The 22,971-nt window shown below is 39.0% G+C and carries 25 protein-coding genes; 9 read left to right on the forward strand and 16 right to left on the reverse strand.

The genetic code is table 11. The annotated features are described in order from the left end of the window. Nucleotides 1-2: 2 nt before the first annotated feature. Nucleotides 3-1,130, reverse strand: a complete 1,128-nt coding sequence (locus OEX01_01175) for a radical SAM protein (protein MDH5447604.1) — start codon at nucleotides 1,128-1,130, stop codon at nucleotides 3-5. A gap of 177 nt (nucleotides 1,131-1,307) precedes the next feature. On the opposite strand from OEX01_01175, the gene OEX01_01180 reads away from it, so the two are divergent. From OEX01_01180 to OEX01_01190, 3 genes are all read left to right on the forward strand, one after another. Continuing rightward, entirely contained in the window at nucleotides 1,308-2,588 is a 1,281-nt protein-coding gene (locus tag OEX01_01180) for a site-specific integrase (protein MDH5447605.1), read from the forward strand. Then, entirely contained in the window at nucleotides 2,581-2,931 is a 351-nt protein-coding gene (locus tag OEX01_01185) for a hypothetical protein (GenBank protein ID MDH5447606.1), read from the forward strand. The genes OEX01_01180 and OEX01_01185 overlap by 8 nt, the downstream gene beginning before the upstream one ends. Nucleotides 2,932-3,030: 99 nt before the next feature. Next, the gene (locus OEX01_01190; protein MDH5447607.1) at nucleotides 3,031-3,201 is read left to right on the forward strand and encodes a hypothetical protein; all 171 of its coding nucleotides are present in this window, start codon (nucleotides 3,031-3,033) and stop codon (nucleotides 3,199-3,201) included. A 569-nt stretch (nucleotides 3,202-3,770) separates the two neighbouring features. Here the strand turns inward: OEX01_01190 and OEX01_01195 are convergent. From OEX01_01195 to OEX01_01215, 5 genes are all read right to left on the reverse strand, one after another. Then, entirely contained in the window at nucleotides 3,771-5,201 is a 1,431-nt protein-coding gene (locus tag OEX01_01195) for a hypothetical protein (GenBank protein MDH5447608.1), read from the reverse strand. A gap of 558 nt (nucleotides 5,202-5,759) precedes the next feature. Next, entirely contained in the window at nucleotides 5,760-6,494 is a 735-nt protein-coding gene (locus OEX01_01200) for a hypothetical protein (GenBank protein ID MDH5447609.1), read from the reverse strand. A 92-nt stretch (nucleotides 6,495-6,586) separates the two neighbouring features. Beyond that, on the reverse strand, nucleotides 6,587-7,300 hold the full coding sequence (locus OEX01_01205) for a hypothetical protein (GenBank protein MDH5447610.1): 714 nt from the start codon (nucleotides 7,298-7,300) through the stop codon (nucleotides 6,587-6,589). A gap of 281 nt (nucleotides 7,301-7,581) precedes the next feature. Next, on the reverse strand, nucleotides 7,582-7,785 hold the full coding sequence (locus OEX01_01210) for a hypothetical protein (protein ID MDH5447611.1): 204 nt from the start codon (nucleotides 7,783-7,785) through the stop codon (nucleotides 7,582-7,584). Next, on the reverse strand, nucleotides 7,770-8,690 hold the full coding sequence (locus OEX01_01215; GenBank protein ID MDH5447612.1) for a nucleotide-binding protein: 921 nt from the start codon (nucleotides 8,688-8,690) through the stop codon (nucleotides 7,770-7,772). The genes OEX01_01210 and OEX01_01215 overlap by 16 nt, the downstream gene beginning before the upstream one ends. A gap of 728 nt (nucleotides 8,691-9,418) precedes the next feature. Here OEX01_01215 and OEX01_01220 point away from each other — a divergent pair. Further along, nucleotides 9,419-10,432, forward strand: a complete 1,014-nt coding sequence (locus OEX01_01220; protein MDH5447613.1) for a hypothetical protein — start codon at nucleotides 9,419-9,421, stop codon at nucleotides 10,430-10,432. Nucleotides 10,433-10,447: 15 nt separating this feature from the next. Then, entirely contained in the window at nucleotides 10,448-11,572 is a 1,125-nt protein-coding gene (locus OEX01_01225; GenBank protein MDH5447614.1) for a hypothetical protein, read from the forward strand. Between the two features lie 94 nt (nucleotides 11,573-11,666). Here the strand turns inward: OEX01_01225 and OEX01_01230 are convergent, their stop codons facing one another. From OEX01_01230 to OEX01_01265, 8 genes are all read right to left on the reverse strand, one after another. Continuing rightward, nucleotides 11,667-12,500 (reverse strand): hypothetical protein, encoded by an 834-nt coding sequence (locus OEX01_01230; protein ID MDH5447615.1) that lies wholly within the window; start codon nucleotides 12,498-12,500, stop codon nucleotides 11,667-11,669. Between the two features lie 322 nt (nucleotides 12,501-12,822). After that, nucleotides 12,823-13,377, reverse strand: a complete 555-nt coding sequence (locus OEX01_01235) for a hypothetical protein (GenBank protein ID MDH5447616.1) — start codon at nucleotides 13,375-13,377, stop codon at nucleotides 12,823-12,825. A 5-nt stretch (nucleotides 13,378-13,382) separates the two neighbouring features. Further along, the gene (locus OEX01_01240; protein ID MDH5447617.1) at nucleotides 13,383-13,547 is read right to left on the reverse strand and encodes a hypothetical protein; all 165 of its coding nucleotides are present in this window, start codon (nucleotides 13,545-13,547) and stop codon (nucleotides 13,383-13,385) included. Continuing rightward, a complete protein-coding gene (locus tag OEX01_01245) occupies nucleotides 13,534-13,788 on the reverse strand; it encodes a hypothetical protein (GenBank protein ID MDH5447618.1) in 255 nt (84 codons plus the stop codon). The genes OEX01_01240 and OEX01_01245 overlap by 14 nt, the downstream gene beginning before the upstream one ends. A gap of 1 nt (nucleotide 13,789) precedes the next feature. Continuing rightward, nucleotides 13,790-14,824: a hypothetical protein gene (locus tag OEX01_01250; GenBank protein MDH5447619.1), complete on the reverse strand. Its 1,035-nt coding sequence runs from the start codon at nucleotides 14,822-14,824 to the stop codon at nucleotides 13,790-13,792. A 94-nt stretch (nucleotides 14,825-14,918) separates the two neighbouring features. Beyond that, on the reverse strand, nucleotides 14,919-15,074 hold the full coding sequence (locus tag OEX01_01255) for a hypothetical protein (GenBank protein ID MDH5447620.1): 156 nt from the start codon (nucleotides 15,072-15,074) through the stop codon (nucleotides 14,919-14,921). A 12-nt stretch (nucleotides 15,075-15,086) separates the two neighbouring features. Then, on the reverse strand, nucleotides 15,087-15,941 hold the full coding sequence (locus tag OEX01_01260; GenBank protein ID MDH5447621.1) for a hypothetical protein: 855 nt from the start codon (nucleotides 15,939-15,941) through the stop codon (nucleotides 15,087-15,089). Continuing rightward, nucleotides 15,934-16,089, reverse strand: a complete 156-nt coding sequence (locus tag OEX01_01265) for a plasmid partition protein ParG (protein ID MDH5447622.1) — start codon at nucleotides 16,087-16,089, stop codon at nucleotides 15,934-15,936. The genes OEX01_01260 and OEX01_01265 overlap by 8 nt, the downstream gene beginning before the upstream one ends. Nucleotides 16,090-16,147: 58 nt before the next feature. Here OEX01_01265 and OEX01_01270 point away from each other — a divergent pair, with 58 nt between their 5' ends. Next, the gene (locus tag OEX01_01270; protein ID MDH5447623.1) at nucleotides 16,148-16,705 is read left to right on the forward strand and encodes a hypothetical protein; all 558 of its coding nucleotides are present in this window, start codon (nucleotides 16,148-16,150) and stop codon (nucleotides 16,703-16,705) included. A 92-nt stretch (nucleotides 16,706-16,797) separates the two neighbouring features. After that, nucleotides 16,798-17,871, forward strand: coding sequence for a hypothetical protein (locus tag OEX01_01275; protein MDH5447624.1), 1,074 nt, complete (start codon nucleotides 16,798-16,800; stop codon nucleotides 17,869-17,871). Nucleotides 17,872-17,877: 6 nt separating this feature from the next. Here the strand turns inward: OEX01_01275 and OEX01_01280 are convergent, their stop codons facing one another. Next, entirely contained in the window at nucleotides 17,878-18,231 is a 354-nt protein-coding gene (locus OEX01_01280; protein MDH5447625.1) for a DUF2095 domain-containing protein, read from the reverse strand. Between the two features lie 163 nt (nucleotides 18,232-18,394). Then, nucleotides 18,395-19,828, reverse strand: coding sequence for a right-handed parallel beta-helix repeat-containing protein (locus OEX01_01285; protein MDH5447626.1), 1,434 nt, complete (start codon nucleotides 19,826-19,828; stop codon nucleotides 18,395-18,397). A 226-nt stretch (nucleotides 19,829-20,054) separates the two neighbouring features. Here OEX01_01285 and OEX01_01290 point away from each other — a divergent pair, with 226 nt between their 5' ends. Beyond that, a complete protein-coding gene (locus OEX01_01290) occupies nucleotides 20,055-20,936 on the forward strand; it encodes a 4Fe-4S dicluster domain-containing protein (protein MDH5447627.1) in 882 nt (293 codons plus the stop codon). Between the two features lie 43 nt (nucleotides 20,937-20,979). Beyond that, nucleotides 20,980-22,971 carry a CoB--CoM heterodisulfide reductase iron-sulfur subunit A family protein gene (locus OEX01_01295; protein MDH5447628.1) on the forward strand — a complete coding sequence of 664 codons (1,992 nt, stop codon included), beginning with the start codon at nucleotides 20,980-20,982 and terminating at the stop codon, nucleotides 22,969-22,971.

A 22,971-nucleotide genomic window follows, 5' to 3' on the forward strand; every position in this document is an offset into this window, starting at 1 on the left:
CTTTATTTAGTTTTCAGAAAATCTGTTAATCTTCTGTCCTTCAAGTCTACATAATGGCTTATATGCCGGGTAAAATTTACGCCAATAATTCGTTCGAGGTCTGATGAAAAACGGATCTTAGTGACTCTTCTGGTTTGAATTATTTTCTTAGCAGTTTTAGGACCGACACGAGGTATTCGCATCATTTCACTATGGCTTGCGGTATTCAGGTCTATAGGGAAAAGGTCTAGATTTGCTTTCACAAATGCTAGTTTTGGGTCCATGTTTGGCAAGAAGCCTTCGTCGCTTACTACTGAAGCAAAATCGTCAGCTGTAAATTCGTAATCCCTTAACAGAAAGGATACTTGGTATAGACGGTATTCTCTTGAAGGCGGGCAGGCATTCTGTTTTTCTAAGGGTGTTTGAGGAACTGGTTCAAAGCCACTGTAGTACACTCTTTTTAGCTCCATTCTTTCGTATAGCCATTCTGTAGCTTGGATGTACTGCCAATCATTGTCATCTATTGCGTTAACAATCATTTGTGTATCGACACCAGACTTTACATAGCCGCAGGTTGGCTTGTAGGTTTTTGACCTTGCGTTTTTTGCTTCTGTAACTATCCATTCCATACGTTTCAAGATTGCTTCTTTGAAGCCGCCTTTATCCGAGCATAGTTCGCTGAAGACTTCTTTGTTTGGAGCTTCAAGGTTTATGCCAATTCGATCTGAAAGTTCTGCAGCTTGCTTTATCAGATGCTTGCTTGTACCAGGCATGATTCTTAGATGGATGTAACCAGTATATCCGTTGTTTCTGAGGATTTGGAGAGTCTCTAGTTGTTTTTCGGTTATGTAGTCAGGGTCTTTGGTTATAGAGCTTGTAAGAAAGAGACCGCAGATTTTTCTTTCTTTCCACAAATGCATGGTGACTTTAGCGAGTTTTTGTGGTTGCCACGTCATTCTTGTGCAGTTTCTTTGTGCACGAAAGATGCAGTATTTGCAGTTGTTTTGACAACTACTTGTATACAACGTCTTGAGCAATGGTGTACATTTTCCCCGGGCAGCCGCTTCGTATATGGGGATGGATGTGTGGTCGAATTCTGCGCCCAGTTTAAGCATGTGCCATTTGTCTCGTTTCTTAAAGGGGCTTGTCACTGCTTTTACCGATTTAGTATGCGGATTCCTGAAGAAAATGGTTTTTCACAATGGTCTTGTTAATTTTTGAGAAAAACTATTGCTTGCTTACTTTAAAGTAGTATCCTTACGCTATACTCTTTGTAGAAAGAAGAAACCTTTAACGGATAGAATTGGCATAAAAGAGGTGAAAACTACATGAAAAGAAACATCGTTAAGAAAAGGCTTGAATGGGCATACAGTTTTGAAACAAGCAAGAAATGGCTTACAGCTATCCAAGTTGACAAAACTGGAAGCAAGCACACTCAGATAATGTATTCAAAAGGCTTATACCAATACTGTGAGTGGTTAGACAAGACTCCAGATCAGCTAATCGAAGAAAGAAAGGAACAGATAAAAAGCGAAGACAAACGCACACAGCATAAAGCAGAGGAAGAGTTAAGGGAATTTTGCGCATGGCTTGAAAAAGAGAAAGGAATTAAAAAATCCACTATTGCAAACCGTTACCACTCAGTTATCAAAAGCTTCTATGCTTACAACTATTATCCGTTAAGGCTTAAAATCCCAAAGTATGTCAGTAGAGAGATTCAACCGCACACAGCAGAAACCATAAAGAAAATGCTTGGCATGATCGACGTAAGAGAAAGAGCGATAATTTTAGCCTTAAAAGATAGTGGCATGAGCAGAGAAGACTTCGTAACTTTGAAGTATGGAGACATTAAAGAAGAATTAGAAAACGGAAAAGAGTTCATACATCTAAGAGTGATACGACAGAAAGAGGCTCTTGAATACGACACTTTCTTAGGCAAAAATGCGGTTGAACAACTTAAGGCTTACTTGGAATTGAGAAAGCAGAGAGGCGAAGAATTAACCAAAGACTCTCCATTATTCACAACTGAAAGAGCCTATGGAAAACCTATAACTCCTGAAAACCTATCTACAATCTTCGACAGAATCAGTAAACAAACTGGAACAACAACAAGCCCTCATAGACTAAGAAAATTCTTTGAAACACACATGGGTTTAACCGCACCAAGCATGTTAGTCAAATACTGGATGGGACATTCGCTTGGTGTTGAAAAAAGCTACTTCATCCCTCCAGTTGAAAAACAGAGAGAGAAGTATGTTGAAGCTTACAAAGAGATCGATATATTCAAAACTGAAATCAGCGAAATTGAAAGAAGAAAACAGAACATCGTAGATAACCTCAAACTATTACCAAACATAACACCAGAAAAACTTGAATGGATAATAAATCAGCTAGGATACGCAACTACACACGAAGAAATAGATAATGTTATAGATCAAGTCCAGAAACGAGAAAATCTTGACCGTTTTACAGTTGAAAAACGTTCCGTAACCGAGGAAGAGGATTGTCAGAAAATCGTAAGCGAAAAAGAGCTTGAAACGTGGCTTGCGAAAGGTTGGCATGTTGAAGCTGTGCTGCCTAGTGGCAAGATTGTGATAAGCAATGAGTAGAATAGTGTGGCAAAAGGGAAAAAAGATCACTTACAAGCATTTTCTCTTCTTTCTGACTTATGAGGAAGCTGACATAATCGGAAAAGAAAGAAGGTATGGAAGAACAATAGTCATAGGTTTCCGATCTCCCTTTCTGAAACGCCTAATAAAAGCTGCAAACGATTGCATTAATGGAATGCGCTACCATTATCCTATTTGCTGTATTGTCAATTTCTGCATGGACAGAATATTGGATCGACCAAGCGCACAACTAAGATGGAGCCGCAGAACAGACTATGTTGAATGCGCATGGCATGTTAGGAGAAACGGCGGAAGAAAAAAGATTCCAGAGGATTTGTACTGAGGTAATTAACTAAACCGAAACATTGTTTCCTTTTCGAGGCGAACGAACGACAACTATTAGAGTGGAATTGGAGAACTTAGTGCATAAGGTGAGATGAGTTTGAAATTCGCATGTACTGGTTGTGGTGAACTACTCGATCCTAAAGATGTGATAGTGGCTTCTGGAAACATTCTTGCAGCTTGCGGAATTACGATTAGGTTCTACTGTAACGAATGCTACCAAAAGAACAAGGAAAAGACAATAGCAAAACTCACAAGACTAGATAAGTGATGTCAAGTCCTCTCTCCGTCTTTTTCTATCGGCAGTAGATGAGGTGTGTTATAATGTGTTAGAAGGCGAGTGGAGGGGGGAGATAGGAAAAATGCGCAAATGGCAATTTCCTGATATAGATAAATACATCTAAACCTCCAACTCGCCATTTTGAATAAGGGAAATGGCAAGTATTTATTCCTTCTTCTCAAACAAGAAATATTTACAGCATAATGCATGTAAAGGAATTAGACAAACTGTATATGTGATACGGTTCTACACAGCGACATACAAGCCCTCTTCCTCTTTTTCTGTCGGCATCTTATGACGCATGTCATGTTGTTTTTGCTGTTCCATGTAGAAGACAGCTTAACTTAACTTATCCTGTCTTATGATGGATCAACCAAGCCGTATACACAAGCACACTACAGCGACAAGCAACCGACACGCCTCAAATACCAAAACAAGCCTACTCCTACCTTCTTTGACCCCCTACCCATCGAATTTTACCCGAAAAACCACACATACAACCCACATTATACGTCTGAGACCGATACCTGTAATCTATAAGCTCGCTTGTAGTTCTTATATTACTGACTATGTGCGTCAAACAGCATAGCGACAGGTTTCTTTTGCAAAGCCTCTAATTGCTCCCTTTTGCTGATAAAAGCTTTCACCATTTGCATCAGTGATCCACTTCCAATAATAGTAGACGCAACGCTTGCAGCCAATGCGAGGGGAGGGTAAAGTGTAGAAATTACACCCAAGCTTCCTGAAACCACAACTGATGCTCGACCGATCGCATATCTGCGTTTGTATTTTTCATTCAATCCCTTGACTTCCGAATCATGTCTTTTGAATGCTTCTTCAAGGTTATATTTTACTTGTCGTCCCACTTCAACAAATTCCTCATCGCTTACATTATGAATATTCTTAACATTTTGCCGAAGAAAATCTCTCATTTCTTGTAGTTCCCCTCTTTCCCTCATTTTCTTAAGCTTGTTAAGAGGAACATTACCTAACCACTTCAGCTCTTCCTGCTGAAGTGCGTTCAAAATCAACATATCCTTTGATAATGGTCTCTTTTCCAAGTGTTTAAACACAAGCTCGTTGTCATTCTTAGCTTGCCACAGAAAGTAATTCAGAACGCCTTTAAAGTCAGTAATGAAGTTGGGTGCGATTTTTCCATTGACAATAAGATCATATGTCAACATAGCTTGCCGTCCTCTTAATAGGAGATAAAAAGAATCAAGCAAAGAAAATGCCGAGTTGTATTTACTCTCATAATATTCCCGTAAGCTTTGTAAGTAATTCTCGTCAACAGGGTCTCCTTCAGGAATAACAAGCAACTCAGGCTTTTTAGTAAGGGAAATAAATTCGTCAAAACTCTTGATGTGAGAGAGAAATTCCATTAATTCTTGCAACGATCTAAATTCATGTTGAAAAATGTCTGATGCAAGTAGAGGGGTTACAGTTTCACGGAGAAAGCAATCAGTTGATTCGAGAATGCCCTCCTTTTCAAGAGAGAAAACATAGCTTGGCGCTAGAGTGCAGATGGGAGTATTTAGTTCTGAGCGAAATAAATCTTCTATCGCAAGAAGACGATGAGCCCAGTGGGCAACAAGATGGAATGATGTTACCTCACCAGTTTGTCTTTTCTCGAAAGTGAGCGCTTCTGAAAGTATGGGATCGTTAAAAATGATGGTGTCAGAATACAAACCCATTTTCTTCAAATAGTCAAAGGTCTCAAGTGAGCTCCTCTTATATGCATAAACCTCTCCAAGATATGTTGCTTTCAACCCACCAAGTTTGGCTACGTTACTCGCTTGAGTGCTCCATCTTAGCTTGCTGAGTTCTTGAAACAAGGATTCTATAGTTGTTTTCATCATAGTCGGACTGTAAAGTGTATTAATGGCACGAGAAAGCTCCAGATCAGTGTATCTCTTTTTTGATGCCCACTTCTCCAAGTCGCTGAAGTAATCTTTCAGAATCGAGAAATATCGCTCAGTAGTAGTACTCAACCTATCTCTCCCCATCTTCTTTCATAGCTTTACATTACTCAACTATTCTAGAATAAATGTTGTCCTAACATGATGAGCGAACGCTTGAGTCAAAAACTATGGAATATACCTTCATCTTTACTAGTGGAAAAAAATGTAGCAAGTACTGAAATGTAGGTAAAAAGGGGTATGGGTGTAAGAGTGTGTAGTATGATGGAAAACTAGCTATTCATTCTCTCACTTTCTGGATTCTGATTAGTTCCTTTGTTTATGCTATAACTTTTCTGTATTTCCAACAAATTTAGGGAATACCAAGATAGTGACGAATCAAGACACTAATTATCTCTATTACTGGAACAGATATTACTGCAATAGGCAATAGAATTGTTGCATACTTTATCCATTTCATGAAACTTGATTGCTGTTTAATAACTTCTGCTTGTTGAGAAAGAGTTTGTCCCAAAACTGAGAAAAATGCATCCCGACATTAAGAACAAATGGACTGAAGCCACCGAAGAGGATAAACAAAGATTTCCAGAATATTATAGCAAATAAATCTAAAAACGTTCATGATTTAATCTACCACTTCTTCACATAATCAATAGCCCATTCTGGAAACATTCTTTCTCCAAGTTCTTGATTTACTTTTTGACAATAATCCCTGAAGTCCTTCACAAAATAGTTGAACTTTTCCCTAAAAGCCTCAAAATTTGCCTCAATGCCTTTGACAATCGGTTTATTAGTCGTATACATAATCTCGTGCACAAATTCTTCAATGATTTTTAGATGTCTCGTATAGATGTTTAAGCAAAACTCAAAATTTCCCATTATAAGATAGAGGTCACGAAAAGACTTGTTAAATTCGTCTAATCTTGCTTTTATCTCGAAAAAGGCATTTCTAAGTTCTGACTCAGCGTGATTTTGTAAAACGTGCCTAACTAGAGAGCTTTTAATTTCATTTTTATAATGTGTTCTCAAACTTTCCTCGATGCTTCTTACGTCGGAACTAAATCTAAAAGCAGTATCCACAAGATCTTTGAACTGTGAGAAATGCTTTCTCGAGACCTTGTTCCGTTGACTCTTCAATCTAAATTTCTTAATCCTTCTGGAAATAGGTCTGATAAAAATCGCAATTGGTATGGAAAAGGAAAGTGCAATTAAAACAATAAAGGAGAAATGGAACCACCACCAAGGAACATTTTCAACACTACTCAATAAACTAGTTCCAGCTACTATAATTGCAACCATTAAGCCAACAATTGCAACAAGCTCTCTTATCCCTAAAGCTTTCTTCTCCACTCGTTCTTTTTCCAAAGTCTTTGCTCCTATTCTTCTAATCTTGTTTCTGGTTTATAAGAAATTATTGAAATTATCGAAAATATCTATCTTTGAATTCTAATTAGTTCTTATGAAAAAACGAGTCGTGGGAAATTATCGTAATCATAATTCCGACCTAGTATTCTAGGAAATAATTGACGTTCCACAACTCTGCTTATCGTATTTCTTCTTCTCTCAATATCATGTTGAAATCTCTGTTGTTCTATCTTCATAATGCTTGGTGGTGTTTGCATCCAAGGAAATATTAGACTATGAGGTATTCCAGCAGCACCTAATACGCCCGATTCCTTAAAATCTCTAAACTCTTTTAGACTGGAATATTTTGCTCCTCGCATATCCAATAAAGGAACCATTTCGGGTAAATCCCGCAAGAAATACCAAGTAGTAAACCAAAATCCTAAGATTGATTCACCTATCGGTTCACATACGGTCAAACCTACTTTGAAATGCAAACAGTCATCGATGTCGTACTTTATAGAAGGATCGTCAAATCTTTTGATCTCAACAATCTTTTGAAAATAAGATCTTCTTGGTGGTTCTTGAACCCAATCAATTCTAAATATTAATACCTGAGGTTTCAATCTCTTCAACGTTAAGATCTGATCTTTAGGAATCATTTGCATGAAAGAGCTACCATATAAAATCATATCATGCAATATTAGTCTTAGTAAATCTCGGAAATTACTTTCTTTAAGAGTGCTCTCTATTTTTTCTTGTTCTTGTGCTTGGAAAGCCTCTATGTGGTAATTTGCGTAGGCATGATCAACAGTGACGTTGACCATTCTTTCGCACAATGGAATCGTACTGTACAATGAATGGTAAACACCAAAGAGATTAAAATACTTGCCACACCCTTTGCATAGAGCGAAATTCAAGTTTTTAAATGCTTCAAACTCAACAGAGTTCTCATAGTTACAATGCACACAGTTAACTTTTATAGGGGAAGACATCTTTTGAATGCATAAATTAACTCATACAATTATTATATTTTGTGGTTTAATTCTTTCGGAGAAGAAATGGAAGATGATGGACGGATGCGTCTTAATTCTATTCAAGACAATGCTCATTTCTGTATTTGTATTAGTTCTTTTGGTTCAGCTAAAACTTCTCCACATTTTTCACATTTAGAAACTTGCAGAGGCTCATACATTGGTATCATGACTTTGACTTTAGCTTCTGGAGAAGGTTGTTCTACGAATATCTTGTTTACTGGAATTCGATTCCAATGACCACAAGAGGAACATTTCAGTTTTAAGCGTCTTTCCATTCGATTGACCACTTCTTTGTCTCTTCACTGGTCTCTTTGATGTCGTAGCCAGCTTCTCTAAGTTCCTTGATTATCTTGTCCTTTACTTCGTTTACCGATTCTTTGAAAGGTACATAGACTATTCCATGCATGTCTGAAGGTAGTTCAATATCGCCTTTGTACAAACAACAAACTCGATCACGACCTAATAATCCTATAAAATACCCAAACTCCAGAACGACATTCTGACGTGCTCTATTCGTGAAAAACTTCGAAAACAATTCTAATAGTTTGAACCTCATCTGCTTATTACGGGCAGTCATGAAAAGTTCTTCTATCACTTGTGTCAATGGTCTCGTTGATTCAGTCACCTTATTCATAGATGTTCCTAAAACGTCCTCTGCTAAAGCCCCTATATCGTCAGAAGTTAAAATAACAAAGGCGTAGCCAACATCAGAGTATTTCTCAAGCTTCTCAACAACTGTTCTGCTTGCACTTGGTTGTTCATGAAGAACAATGGGATTAAGTCCAAATTCAGAAAGCATTGCCTTAAGTTCTTTCATTGGTTTGTGATCTCTACCATGAACAATAAAAACACTTTTTTTAGAAGTAATTGTTGAAAATTTCTCTCTTTCTTTCTTTGGTCTTTTCAACAAGATTTCTGTAACATCAATTCCGTCTACAAAATCGACCAAACAAGTATCCGCTGAAGATGAGATTTTGAAGGGAGTTCTTTTAATCAGAAAATAAGATACATCCGAAGGTCTAAATATCTTATTTTGGAGTTTAAAAGATTCTCCTGATAAATATGGCTCTGTTATCCCTTTGACTACGTAAGCTTTGTGAAGATTCAATTGGTCTATATGTTTGATTTCTCGTGGTTCCTTTGAAGCATAGTAGAATAATCGTATATGATAGTAAGACATTTGAATCAATAGAGTTAGGAGTATTTCAACACAAAAACTTATCGAAGAATTCCTGTGATTCAGATCTGCAATTCAAAACTATCAAGTGTTGCCTAGTTGTTATACAGATAACGAAGATGTCTAAAATAGTGAAGAGAAGGAAATCAGCATAACGAAGAGAGATAATGCAAGATACCACGTCTTATGATTGAGCAACAAACTAGCTTTGACCTCCTAGGGTGCGAATTTTACCGAAAACCAATGTATGCAAAACCCAGTATATACCTGAGGTTTAGAGTATTTATCTACAAACACAACCATTAGAAGGAGACTCCTACGGAAGAGAAAGAAGTGTAGTTCTTGAGTGAAGCTATTTTCTGTGAGAAATGTGGCTAAAAATACTATAATTATAGTAAGAAACAATCACAAAAGACTTCTTAGATATATAAAGAATTGGAGTTTACTTGGAGGATTTCTTAGAAAAAAGAGAAGTTTATGCACGTGAGTGTCGTCGAATCTGTCTTCTAGATTGTAGAGTTAGAGATTGATTTAAGAAGCACAAACTTCTTATCTTACTGTGAAGAAAAGCAAAGTTACGCTTGGCGATAATATTGACTTCAATTGAGAATTTTCAGAAATATACTCTTGATCAGTTTCTGGAAAATGCAACTGAACAAGTAAGGAAGAAGAAACATAGAGTTTATTGCGATATTCTGATTTCGTATCCCAACGTCTTTGATTCGTTGCCAGTGATTCTTGGTTATTATAGCGATCGTAAAAGAAGCCGTTGGACAGTCAATATATCTCAGTGTGCAGAAGAGGATTTTTATCTCTTAAGCTTTTTTCCAAAAGAGGGAACTATTGAGGAGAACCCAGTTTTCTTTTTCTGGAAGATATTGCGAGATGACAAATACGCCACAATTCTTTCATTTTCTCTACAAAGCTCTGCTGAAATACATAGAAGCCTTGATTCGTTAGTGAAATTTGCAAAAGGTCTTTGGTTTGCTTGGCTCGGTTCACGTTTCTTAGAAACGCTCGATTTATTTGCAATAAGAGAACTTGGAGAAGATGCACAGGTTTTAGCAAGTTTTCAAACAGCCATAGAGAAAGACAAATTTATGCCTAGAAAAGTGAGAGCTTACCCTTTACCTCCTAGAGAATTTGTTCCGCTAGAAGAAATTCGAAACTGGGCTAAAGAAAAATACACCAAAGAGGGAGAAATTAAGACTTTTTCAAATATGAGATATCGAGTAATATCTGAAGAAAAAAGCATGTATTTCACTTTTTCAATAACCGATCGCTCAAGGATAACCTTTGAAAGAGGAGATTTTACTCTTTTCGTAACATTATTGAAACCTTTGCTTGTTGAAACTAGAAGAATACTAGATGTACTAAGAAGAAACTCTTACACTACTACGAGAGAATCTACAGTTCTTGGCAAAAGTATGAAAATAAGAAGTTTTGATATAATCGAATCGTTAGTATTCAGGAGATCTAAAGAAACGGAAAAATGGTACGATAATATCATAAAGTTATTCAGTTCGGATATTCGAGAAGAGAAGCTCATTAATTTTACACTATTGTCAGGTAATCCTTACTTCCTTGTGCACATCGTTGATGTGGAAAATAGTTCATCTGTCTATCTATCTGCAACAAGCGAAGAACTGCAGATAGTTCCTGCGGAATCATCGACAAAAGAAGGAACAATAGCCAAGATTATAAATTTACTTCAAACAAAAGTAGATCCATCAATTTCTGTATAGTGAGGGCTAGACTCAATGGGTAAGATGACCCCTCATGAATTCTTAATAAATATAGTAGGATCTACTGTTTTGAATATAGTCCCTTTCCCTTCTGCTCCAATAGCTCCTTCGGGAGTTTTAGTGAAAGAATATGGCTATGAAATTAGACTCCCAACATTTGGAGAAACTGTCAGAGAACTTATGAAAAATAGGGGAGCAAAAGTCCCTGATCTACTTCTGGTTAATGAAGCAATGAAATTACTTATATGTGTAGAATGCAAGAGCGATTTCACTTTTAAAATAGAAGAAAAACTTTTGAAGCAAATCGAATTTTTCTCATCAGATGAATTTAAGAAAATATGGAAAGAAATGTTCCCAGAACTAGATGATCTTGAAATATGGACAGTTTGCTATAGGAATCTTGGAAAGAAAATAGCAAGTTTTGTGAAACAGCAACAGAAGACAAAAGACCTTGCTAACATAGTTGTTTGTGAGATTGAGTTGGGAAAGACAAGGGAAGAAGCTCACATCCATAAGGTTTGCGGAAGCCACCTAGACAAAAAACTGAATGCTCAAATGGAAGGTGAAGGACTTATTTGCTCATTACCAAGAATTCACCTTTTGATTGATCCTACTTTAGCATATGGCGAGAGAGTTTTCATAATAGGTAGAAGGATCTTGTCATTCTTGGCTTCAGCCTACTTAACTGAGAAAGATCGGCTGATAACCATTGATAATTTTAAAGAAAGATATCCTGATGCTGATGCAATTATGACAGATGCCGAACTGAAAAAGTGTTTACGGTATTTGCTGAAGCTTGTTCCTGAAATTGGACAACTTAACTCAGCAACAGGGGAACTAATGTTAGCAAAAAGACCTTCTTTGGATAAGATTAAGAGAAAGCTTAAAAAAATACAAGAGATGATTGAAGAAGAAATCAAAATTGAGCTAGCGAAAATAAGCAAAAAAGGAGTTAAGCTAGCTTTTAAACGTCCAAGACCACAGAAGACAAAACTTGATAAATGGCTTCCAAAGAAAAATCGTTCGATGGCTTCAGATACCTCTTCTTTTGTTGAGAACATAGAGATCTTGAAAGAAAATATAGATTTCCTTCTGTATATTGAAGGCATGGATGGTACGTTAATATCTTCGATGCTGTAAAGCCGTAACGCAAGAACATCCCAGAATGAAATGTACCAAGTGTAGAAATGTAGGTGAAAAGGGGTGTGGGTGTAAGAGTGTGTAGAGTACAAGTCTACTTGTTGGGAGCAACCTTTTTCTGCTCCTTTTCAATTCCCCCATAAGGTGTTTGAATAGCGATTTTACCTTCAACTTTGCGTAGTTCGTCGAAACGCTTTTTGATCTTCTTCAAAGTCTTGTTTGCTTCAGAACCAACCTTTTTCTTTAAATTTGGAAATCTCCAGAAATGGGTTTGGGCTTGCAAGGTTAAGTTTCTACAAATCTCTGCTTCTATGAATTTAGTTGCATTTTCACCGTTTGATCTTAACCATTTAAAGACAGCTTCAACATCTTTCTTTGTTGGTTCTTCCTTTCGGAGAATTTCCTTGAACATCTGATTGAAATTCGTGATAATAACATGCGGTTCTTCTTGTTTTGCCTTCACCTTCATTTTTACTTTTCCTTTCGCTTTTTCAACCATCTTCTTTTTTTGCAACGCTTTTACATATCGCTGAACTGGAATACTGAAATAATATGGGTTTCTCCAATCATTGGGATCTTGTTTGAAGTTTGATAGAGTTTGTTCTTCGCTTTCTGCAACAACCACTTGAACATCTGTTTTTTCGATAATGCCTTTCGTTATCAAGTACATTATCTCCGAATGAAGATAAGCTCTAATTATATTCAAGATGCACTTTACGTAAACTATCACTTTCGTATCGTCAAACGCTTTTTTGGAAAAAGAGACTGTTCTTTCATCAAAAGAAATCTTTTTTGTTAGACTGTCACATCCTTCTAAACACTTCACTTCGATGTCGCTCCACCAACCACCTTCTATAATTTGAAATCCTGTCCAGTCGGAGGTTGTGATGATAAAATATTCTACGGGAATCTGAATCGTATCAACCATTCCTTTATTATCCCCAAAACACGTATGCATTGATATTATTATATGTTTATTTTTCTCTGACGTGAGCCGTACCTCTACTCTGAAATAAAGTCTGAAAGCTATCTCTGTAAATCTCTTCCTTCTTTTACCAAAATAGGCTTGAAAAGATGCTGTTTCGTGTACAGTTCGCTAGGTTGGAGTGATAGGGTACTCTTTGATGACTACTCTATTTTATTATATAAAACATATATGATCCATAGTTAAAGGAATAAACAGTACATGGTTTAAGCCGTTTTTAAGGTTCTTTTGATAAACGGTGGTGGTTTTGCTGAAATGGGTGGTTTTATAAGAAGGTGTTGTGGTTAAGGTTTCTGAAGTATTGATCTAAGTCTGGCTCTTCTTCTGTGCCTCTATTTAGTTGTTCTAGTTTTTTGCTTAGTTTTTTGATTTCTTCTGTGTTTTCTTTTTGAACTAGCGCTTTAAGAATGAGTTCTGCTTGTTCTCGCTGTAATGTAAGGTGTGGGATGATTTTCGGTAAATAGGTTTGCATCATTTTTTCGTTCCAACTCCAAAAATAAGTCGCCTTCGTTCTTTTGTATTTTTTTCCGTGAACCCTAACTCGGCGTGGAGGTTTGTATGAAAGTAAGGCTTTCCCTTCGTGACCGAAACGGCTCGCTAAATAACCTAATTTATTAGTGTGTGCGCTTATTTTGAGGCTTATTTTCGTCTTTGTTTTTAGGGTCGTGATGCTCATTTCTGAAAGGTCAACCATTCCTGTTAAAATGCCTTCTTCGAGTTTGGTTAAGGGTAGGTCTTCAGGGCGTTCTAAAACTCCGACTTCTGCGTGTATGCGTCTGCGCAGTTCTTCCATTGTGTCATTTTCGAGTTTTTCTGTCATGGCGTTCAAGCTTCTTGTCGATTTGTTGTAAAATCTGGATGGGTGTTTGTTATAATGCGGTAGCCAACTTTTACACATTTGCAGATTTTTTGGCTTCTGTTTTTTCCAGAAACGTTTTGCTGAACTTTAGAAAGGAGGGATTTGTGGATGCTCAGGCTAATGTTTACCATCTTCTTTTTTCACCTTTTCTGATTTGACGAATTTCCAAATGCTGTTTATTCCGACTTGGAGAAAATTTTCAAGCTGCGCTTTTTCTAAGTCTGTCAGTTCTTTGTCGGTTTCGATTATGATTTCGTTTGACGTTTCTGTTGTTTTTATGACTTTTGCGTTCATTTTCAAGTGTTTGTTTATGTTGTGTGGGTTGAAAGGTGCTTTCTTGAATGTGTTCCGAAATCTTGTTTTTTCAGCCATTTTACATCCAGTCCTCCGACGCTGAAAAGTGCCAAACTTCTATTATGATGTTGTTGTACGTCGTGGTGTTGTAGACGTATGCGCAGAAGTCTTCTAGCATTCCCGATGTTGGAATGTCTGAGCTTGCTGTTCCTTTGAGTTCTCCATCCACGTAGAATTTTATGGTTGATCCGTCATGGACTGCTTTAAGAACTTTCATGTCTCCGCTTGAAATGGTCATTAGAGAAGTTGAGTGTTCTGAGCCGCCGTTGCACCACACGCCTTTCAGATTGTATACTGAGCCGCTTCCGCTATAGACCACTCTGAAGCCGAAGAATTTTGCCGTTCCTTCTTGTCCTATGCCGACGTACCATTCCATTGACCCGTCGCCGCTTACCTCGAATTTTGCTCTGCATTTGAATTCGGGGTTGCGTGAGAGGTCAAGCGTTGGGTACGTTTTTATTCTTGCCATTGAAGCTGTGGTGGTTGATGTAAGAGCCTTAAGGTAATTTTTTCGACATAAAACATTGCCATCACCCTCTTTGTCTACCGTGTAGCCCGTTAGTGATTCGGCAGAAACGATCCATCTGTCGTGTTGGAAGAAGCTGTATTTTCCGAATTCGGTGTCGCATCTGTTGAAGTCGATTGTGCCGCTTAGAATTTTGAGGTTGGTTATTGCTGCGTTTTGTATTTTTGCGTTGTTGATAGCTGCGTCTGCGATTTTTGCGGTTTCAACTGCCAAGTTTGCGATTTTCGCCGTGTCAACTGCTAGGTTGCCGATTTTAGCGTTGGTTATGGCTAAATCTTGGATGTGTCCCGTTGTGATTGCTAGGAGTGCGATTTTTGCGCCCGTTAAGAAGTTGTCTACGAACTTAGCGAGTCCTTCGCTTCCTTGAAAGAAGTTGTTTACGAATTTTGTTAATCCAGTTGTTCCTTGAAATAATCCGTCGAGAAGTTGATCTAAGTCGATGAATTGAGATGTTGTTTCTGCTCTTACTTGAGTTGTGCGAAGTGGTGTTTCTTTTGTGATGTGGGTGTGTTTGGGAAGTTTTTTCAATTTTTTCACCTTTTTGGTTGGAGGAAGGGATAACTAGAGAGTGTGGTGGGGTGCGCTCCTAGTATCCCTCTTGGTGTGTGTTACCATGAACCACTCACTCGTAGACGATGTAAGCAAGGAAAAAGTCGCTTCCGATTTTGATGATTTGAGCAGTGTGAAGTGTGCTTACGGTTGCGTTGTTTAAGAGATCTTGCAATTTGCTGGCTATGGTAATGTGGTTGCCATAATCTTTTTCTACGGTATAAGCCATTACTGAGGTCTCCTAAGAATCGGGGGAAATAGCATCTAACATTCTTCGAAATCCTTCATGACGACTCATGCTGCGCTCAATGTTTGGTTTGGGTTTTCCTACGTTTTCAAGGAGTTTTTCCAATCGTTCTACATTCTTCTCTGCTGAACCCCGAACGACAAGAGTAGCGTGTGAGTCTGAAGGTGATACAAAATCGAGCATGTCCCTGAAGCCCCAACTCCTAAAACTTCGATAAACCGTTGCCTTTCGGATCGATCTTTCATTTTCAACTACATCGGAGCCACGAGTTGCCTCTTCTAACATCTGTCGAAATCCCGTTTTCACATGCAAAGGTTTTGGTCTAGAGGGCTTTAATGGGGAAATAGAAATATGGCGCTTCTCCAGTGTGTCTGATTCATGTTTTTTTGAAGTTGCTGCGTTCAGCATCGCTCTGAAACCAGAGCCAAAGTCTTGTGTAACCTTTCTTGAATTATTCGATGGACTCTGCGTGGATGATTGATCTGAAATTTTGAGGAAAGTTTGGAACTGACTTGTGTCATGTTTCATTGGTGTTGGTTTTTCAAGAGACTGATCTCTAAATCTAGCTATATCTTTGTGAATAGTCTGAGCGGCTTCAATGTCTCCGTTATCCATTGAACGTTGGATAAAATTGTATGAATTTTTCATATATTTTAAGTTGTCTTCGCCGAGATTGTGTCTAATGATGCGAGCTGATTCTCCGTTCAACATCTGAAATCCTTGGCAAATTTCACCTTCCTTATGATTTATACAAGCGAACGCAAATTCGCAAGCTATTGAGCAGATGTAACCTTTCTTCGGCATGAATCTTTTGTCTTCTTGCAATAGTTTTATGTGACTCCTAATCATGAATGTTCACCTTTAGATTTTCTTCAATGAATTCGTTGATGGCATTTCGGATGACTTTAGTCTTTGTCGTGTTTTGGTGGACGCACGCCAACGTAAATTTCCGCCATTTCTCTTCGTTTATCATTGTTCCAATGTGTCTTTTTCCCATCTTGTTTTTCTCCAGTCATACAAACGTTAAAATATTAGATAAAGCATATTTGAACTAGGTGGTTCAAATTTCTTCTAAATACTTCAAGAGTCTGTCTGAAGAAAGCCATGATGGTATTTCATATTTAGAAGAGTTCGCAATAAAATCGGGTTGTACTGTAGATGATTTGATTAGAGAACTTTTCTTGCAACCGAAAGAAGTTCCGCTTAAATATAGATTTCCAAAAAGAGAAAAACAAAAATTGAGAGCTGTTTGGTATATCGTGTCCAATCTTCCAGCTACTTTTTCTGTTTTGCAGAAGAAGAGCCGATTTGCTAAGGGGACATTATCAAAGTATCTGAGAAAGCTTGAAAGAATCGAAGTTATTTTGAAGGAAATTAACTTGTACCGTTTGAATGATGGTTTACATAGAGAGAGAAATGGGAAAAGGGAAATTCTTTGGAGTGCAATTGTAAATCGCTGGTATCATCAACCTGAGTATGAGATTTTGAAGGCAAGTAAAATTTATCGTGAAGCTTTAAGAGGTCGTAAGAGAGCCAAATCAAAAGTTACCAAGAGTACTTTGCGTACTCGAAAAAAGAAAATTGACAAACTTCGAAAAATCGCTTTGGGATAAGAATAAGCGTTTTTTGAAGCGATTTTTTGAAAAGAAGCTGAATAGATACGTTTATAAATCAAAACAAGCTTAAATTAAGCTTGGTCTCTGAAATGGGAACACCTAACAAACAGCAAATTTACGAGAAAGCGAGAGAATTGTGGTATCAAGATCAGCATAGAAACGGTTGCTCAGAGTTAGCTCAAATAAATCCAGAGTATTCGGAATTGTTAGAAAACGGCTATGTTCATTCAGCTAGAACAATGTTAATGTCTTCAAATCCAAATGTTGTAGTTATTGAGAAAAATGCAAAGTCGGAAAAGGAAGAATTGACTTTAGATGATCATTTTCTCGTAGACATAGAGGAACTACTACGATCTGGATGTTTCATTGTTGGTGGAAAAGGCACGACCAAAAGCAACATGGCTAAGATCATTGCTGACAAATTAAGGAAGCTTGGCTACGTTGTCAAAGTCTTCGATATTTCTAAGGTTTGGCTAAAAAGTTCAGTGCCGTTTTATGTCGAAGTTAGAAACTGTCATAAGCTGAATGTTGATCTATATCAAAGTGTAGTTTACGATCTGAGTTCACTCGTTCCTAATGATGTAAAGCGATTTGTTAGCCAAACACTAGCTTACGATTGGAATCGGCAAATCAATATTCCAGAGTATAAACGTAAATGGATTGTCTACATTTTCGAGGAAGTGCAGATACTTATACCTCAAGGAAGGCTTAGAAGCAACGAAGCTCAACAAATTCTTAGATTGTTGACAAGTGGAAGGAATTATCAGTTTTCAGCAATAGCGATCACTCAGAGAACCGCACTAACCGACACTAGCGTTTTTGAATTATGCTTTCAGAAATACTTCGCTAGGATGGATGGGGAAAATGATCTTCGCAAAGCTGCGGCGTACATCGGAAGCGAGAGAGCTAAGGAACTTGAAAATCTCAAGCTTGGAGAGTTCATTTACGATAAAGGGAGCGAAACCAAGAAGATAAGCACAAGGGAGTTTAAACCGAAAGCTGTTCCTAAGAAGCTAGAAAATGTACTCCGCACTCCAAGTCTTCCAGAACAAGCAATAAAGTCTAAGAAGATAGAACACCAAATCGACACGGAAGCCTTAAGCTCTGTGGCTATAGCGCTAATTTTTCTTCTAGCGATCTGGATAGCTGTGGGAGGCTTCTGAGTGGCACTACTTCTGACCAGAAAGATTAAAGTAGTATCCTTCTTCCTTTTTGGATCCGAAGCTTCGCACGCCCTTCTTTTTGAGTTGTTGCCGTAGTTTTTGAGCGTAGCTGCGAGTTATTTCGCCGCGGTTTTCCATGTAGGTGATTATTTCTTCTGCTTGTTGTTCTTTGTCGCATCGGCGGAGAAAATCAATTACGTCAGGATTGTAATTAGAAAGATTTTTTTGGGTTTTTGCTGCTTTTTGGGCGGCTTTCGTATCGGAACGTATGGAGTTAACTGTGATCTTTTGTTTACTCATTTTCATTTCTTTTGCTAGGTTTGGGAATGTTCTTTTGAGCTGGTCTTCGTCGATTTCCATGATGCGTTACGTCCAGCCTCTTTTTTTTAAGGTTCTTCATTTTCTTTTATGCAAGAACAGATATTTAACCGCTGTTGTGAGAATGTTCAACGCTTAGACTAGATTGTCTGGTTATATGTTTTAAATATAAACTGTTTTTTTGGCACAAAATGTGGGTTTTGGATTATGGATAGGTTTCTCCGTAGTGATAAGTGCATGTTACTAGGTCATAGATGTTGATGACTCCCCACTGAGGTGCTAAATCTGCAAAAGGGTTCCAATCTAGGTCTCCTTCTTTGCATCCGTAGATTGAAGCCATGTAGACAATGTCGTAAATGTCTACTTTTCCATCATAGTTAATGTCTCCTGTTAATAATGGGGGTATAGGTTCCCATGATGGTGTCCAAGTTTCCATTAACGGATATCGATCCATGTAGTAGGTCTCGCCGCCTAATTCTTCAATGATGTAAGGTGTTTCGCCTATTCCGTCACTACCGTTGAGGTTTTGATGTGCACCACAGTACAAGTCCGTGCCATTATAGTCGCTCCAATAATTGCCGCCAAATGGATATCCTCCATCCAATAAGTCCTGTGAGAAGCTAATCCAAGGAGAATAGTAGTTATGTATGAAGTTGTTGTGGTAGATCATGTTGTTTGCACCGAAAAAATCTACGAGTGGTCTTGAACAATTTGTTATGTTGTTTGCATAGATCCTGTTGTGCGATGATTCAATCAAAACAATGCCTTGGCTGTTGTGGGCTATGTTTAGGTTTCTGACAGTTGAGTCAGTTGTGCCTGCCAGAACTATGCCTTGACCATTCCCCGTCAGTGTCAGATTTTCCACTATGATTTTCTTGCAATTTACTAGGGCAACATATGCCGCATTCAGAGGAACCGTCTTGTTTTCTTTATTTCTCCAGTAGCAGATGGGTTTTCCATCAATGGTGTTTGAAGCGTCTATATCCTGAAGAAAGTGGTCGATGTAGCTTCCAGCGACATCCAGTCCATTGTTTCTCAAAATGTTATTTCTGAGAACACATGTGACTTCCTGAAGCCAAATGCCTTCCCTATTGTCTGCCACTAAGTTGCCGACTATTCTTCCTCCCCAACAGCCACACCAACTTTCTAAGTAAATCCCTACATGGTCATTTTTTCTTATAGTGTTGTTAATTATGTCAACAGTTGAGTCCATACTATTCATCCAAATGGCTATACCATTGCCTGAAATTGTATTGCCAATGATTCGACTTTCACCACCGAAATCCACGTCGCAGAGTATCCCGCAGTCGAATCCTACGATTCTTGTGTTTCTAACGGTAACATTGTTACTAAATAAGTGAAATCCGTAACCTGTCCCTGCCCCTCTTAGAATGTGGTCTTCTCCATTAACTACTACGCTGTGTCGCTTCACAACAATCGTTTCGTTAATTATGTCGCCTACAAAGGTGTAGGTGATATTATCCACGGTTGAAATGGGCGCTGTTGGCGGGTCGATGCTCCCATCAGCTTGGATGTAGATAGTTCTACTCGCTGTAACTGGTTTAATACTAACTGCCAATGTAAACATGCTAATTTGAAGTAAACTCAGCATTATTGCTGAAAATATTTTGTTAACCATTTCTCCCAAATATAATATAGTTTGGAGGCTATTATCTTTTCTTAAGAACCTGTTATGTTTTCTCTCCGACTTATTGGCAAAAATCTCCTTGAAATCGCAAAGAAACCAATCATTGCTTGAAACACAGAAACTATAAAATATACGTCTACTATGTCAAATACTCTCAAACAAGCAGCATCAAACAAAGTCCTCCTAAGTAGTCAACATTCAACGTGGAATGTTTAACATGCCCATGAAAATTCAAAAAACCGAATCCGACAATCAACTTGTAGTGGAAAGGATTCACCATGCAAAAAGTTACAGATTGACTGTTGACCGCGCATTGTGTGCGGGATGTGAACTTTGCAGTCTCATCTGCCCTAGAGAATCTATCACAGTTAATAAACAACAGAAAAAAGAGGGACAAAAGATACAGCGTCCTGTGATCGATGTTGATGAAGAGAAATGTCAATACTGTGGTATATGCGCTACCATATGTCCCCACGGGGCAGTCCAAGTTACTATAGACGGCGAGAACATTGCCTCGGTAGTTGAGAAGGAAAGTTTTCCGCAACTTATCCGCGAGATTACAGCAGATACAACAAAATGCCCAACAGACTGCACCGAATGCGAAGAAGCGTGCCCCTTAGATCTTATCAAAGTCACGTTAAACCCTACCACTAAAGAAGTCGCAGTAGACATTAAAGAAGAGCAATGTCCTTGCTGTGGTGTTTGCGAAATCAAATGTCCAGAAGGTGCTATTAATGTCAGAAGAATTTTCACCGGAAAACTTGAGATCAATCAAGAAAAGTGCCCTTCAGGCTGTCGGGATTGCTTAGATGTTTGTCCAATAACTGGTGCCCTGTATTTTTCTGAAGAAGACGGTAAGGTGCATGCTAACGAACTTTTTTGCACTTACTGCGGCGTGTGCAAGATTGTCTGTCCTGAGGAGGGGGCGTTAGAGCTTTCACGTTCAACAGTGCGTCATACTCCAGTTCGTTCAGGGGCATGGAACAAAGCTCTTGAGAAGTTAACTTCTACTGCCGAAATGACGAAGGAGTTGCGTGGAAAGGGAAGAAAGAGAACTATGGATGCCGTGCAGAAACTCCTTGAACCGAGGAAAAAGTGAAATGACTGAACCCATGCCGGAACGAAAACCAAAAACCGAGACACTGGCAACGTCGTCTAAGAAGGTAGGAGAAAAACCTCGAATCGGTGTATTCGTATGCCACTGCGGCGTCAACATAGCTGAAGTTGTCGACGTAAAGGAGTTAACAGAATACGTAAAAACGCTGCCCGACGTGGTTTACGCAAAAGAAGTTCGATACGCATGCGCCACTCTAGGTCAAGACAAAATCGGAAAAAGTATAAAAGAGCATAACCTCAACCGAGTAGTAGTCGCTGCGTGTTCGCCACGTTTGTATGAGTCAACGTTCCGCAAAACCTGCGCTGAGGCTGGATTGAATCCCTATTTTTTTGAGATGGCGAACATCCGTGAGTTTTCATCTTGGTGCCACACTAATACGCCAAAGGAAGCCACAGAGAAAGCTAAAGAAATCGTAAAGATAGCTGTTGCAAAGGCGAGACTGCTTCAACCCCTTAAAGAAATTGAAGTGCCTGTCACTAACAAAGCCCTAGTCATAGGGGGCGGGATAGCTGGAATCAACTCGGCTCTAGATTTGGCTGATATGGGCTTCAAGGTTTATCTGCTTGAAAAAACCGAAAGCATCGGCGGCCACATGGCACAGCTGGACAAAACTTTCCCCACGTTAGACTGCAGCATATGCATCGAAGGACCAAAAATGGTAGATGTGGGGCGCCATCCTAACATTGGGATAATATCCTACGCCGACTTGGTCAGCGTTTCGGGTTTTGTGGGCAACTTCAAAGTCAAGATTAGGAAAAATCCGCGATATGTCATTTCCGAAAACTGCACTGGCTGTGGCGAATGTAAAGAGGTCTGCCCCATTGAGTATCCTAATGAGTGGGACATTAACATGGGTGTAAGAAAAGCCATATCTGTCCCCTTCGAACAATCTGTCCCCCTCTTGTACACTATTAACATGGACCACTGTATCGAATGCTACAAATGTGTAGACGCTTGCGATGCAAGACAAGCCATAAACTTTGACCAAAAACCAGAAGAAATAGAATTAACCGTCGGCGCGATCATTGTTGCGGTAGGCTTTGAAAGCTATCTACCATACGCCGATCGGCTGTACGGCTACGGAAAATATGATAACGTTATCACCGCAATGGAATTTGAGAGACTAATTTTGGCGGCAGGTCCGACTGGAGGAAGGGTTATTCGAGCTTCAGACGGCGAGAAACCTCATTCTGTAGTTTTCGTTCAGTGTGTTGGTTCGCGGGACGTTGGCAAGTATGAGTATTGTTCAGGCTTCTGCTGCATGTACACGTTAAAGCACACAGTTATGCTTAAGGAGAAGTACAAAGACGATATTCAAATTTACGTCATCTACACCGACCTGCGTAGCGATTTCAAAGGATATGAGGAATTCTACAATAGAGCTAAAAAAGCTGGAGTTCACTTCATAAGAACAACATTGGAAAACAGATCGATAACCGAAGACCCTAAAACCAAAAATCTCCTTGTGCACGCCGAAACAGAAGGAGGGCAACCAGTGGAAATAGAAGCAGAAATGGTAGTTCTAGCAAACGCGGCTGTTTCAGTCCATGACGCAGCAGAACTGGCAGAAATTCTAAACATTCCAATCGGAGCAAACGGCTTTTTCGTAGAATGCCAGCCAAAAATTAGGCCTACCGAGACAGATACGCCGGGAATATTTTTGGCAGGAGCCTGCCAAGGATTGAAAGACATACCATATAGTGTCTCACAAGGAAGTGGCGCGGCAGCACAGGCGGCAGCAGTTCTTAGCAAGCCTACGTGGATCATTGAGCCTGTGGTGGCAAGGGTGAATGAAGATCTCTGTAGCGGATGCGGAGTCTGCGAATCTGTTTGCGGTTACGATGCTGTAAGAATTGAGAAAACCGATGGAAAAGAGTTAGCAAAAGTTACAGAAGGTTTATGCAGGGGATGTGGCATTTGTGGCGCAACATGTCCTGCGGGAGCAATAACTATGCCCCTTTACACGGAAGCACAAGTTATCGCGCAAGTTAGAGCGGTTTTAGAAAAGGTGAAGTGA

It is taken from the genome of Candidatus Bathyarchaeota archaeon (assembly GCA_029882535.1).
In the GTDB taxonomy this organism is placed as follows: Archaea; Thermoproteota; Bathyarchaeia; order Bathyarchaeales; family SOJC01; genus JAOUKM01.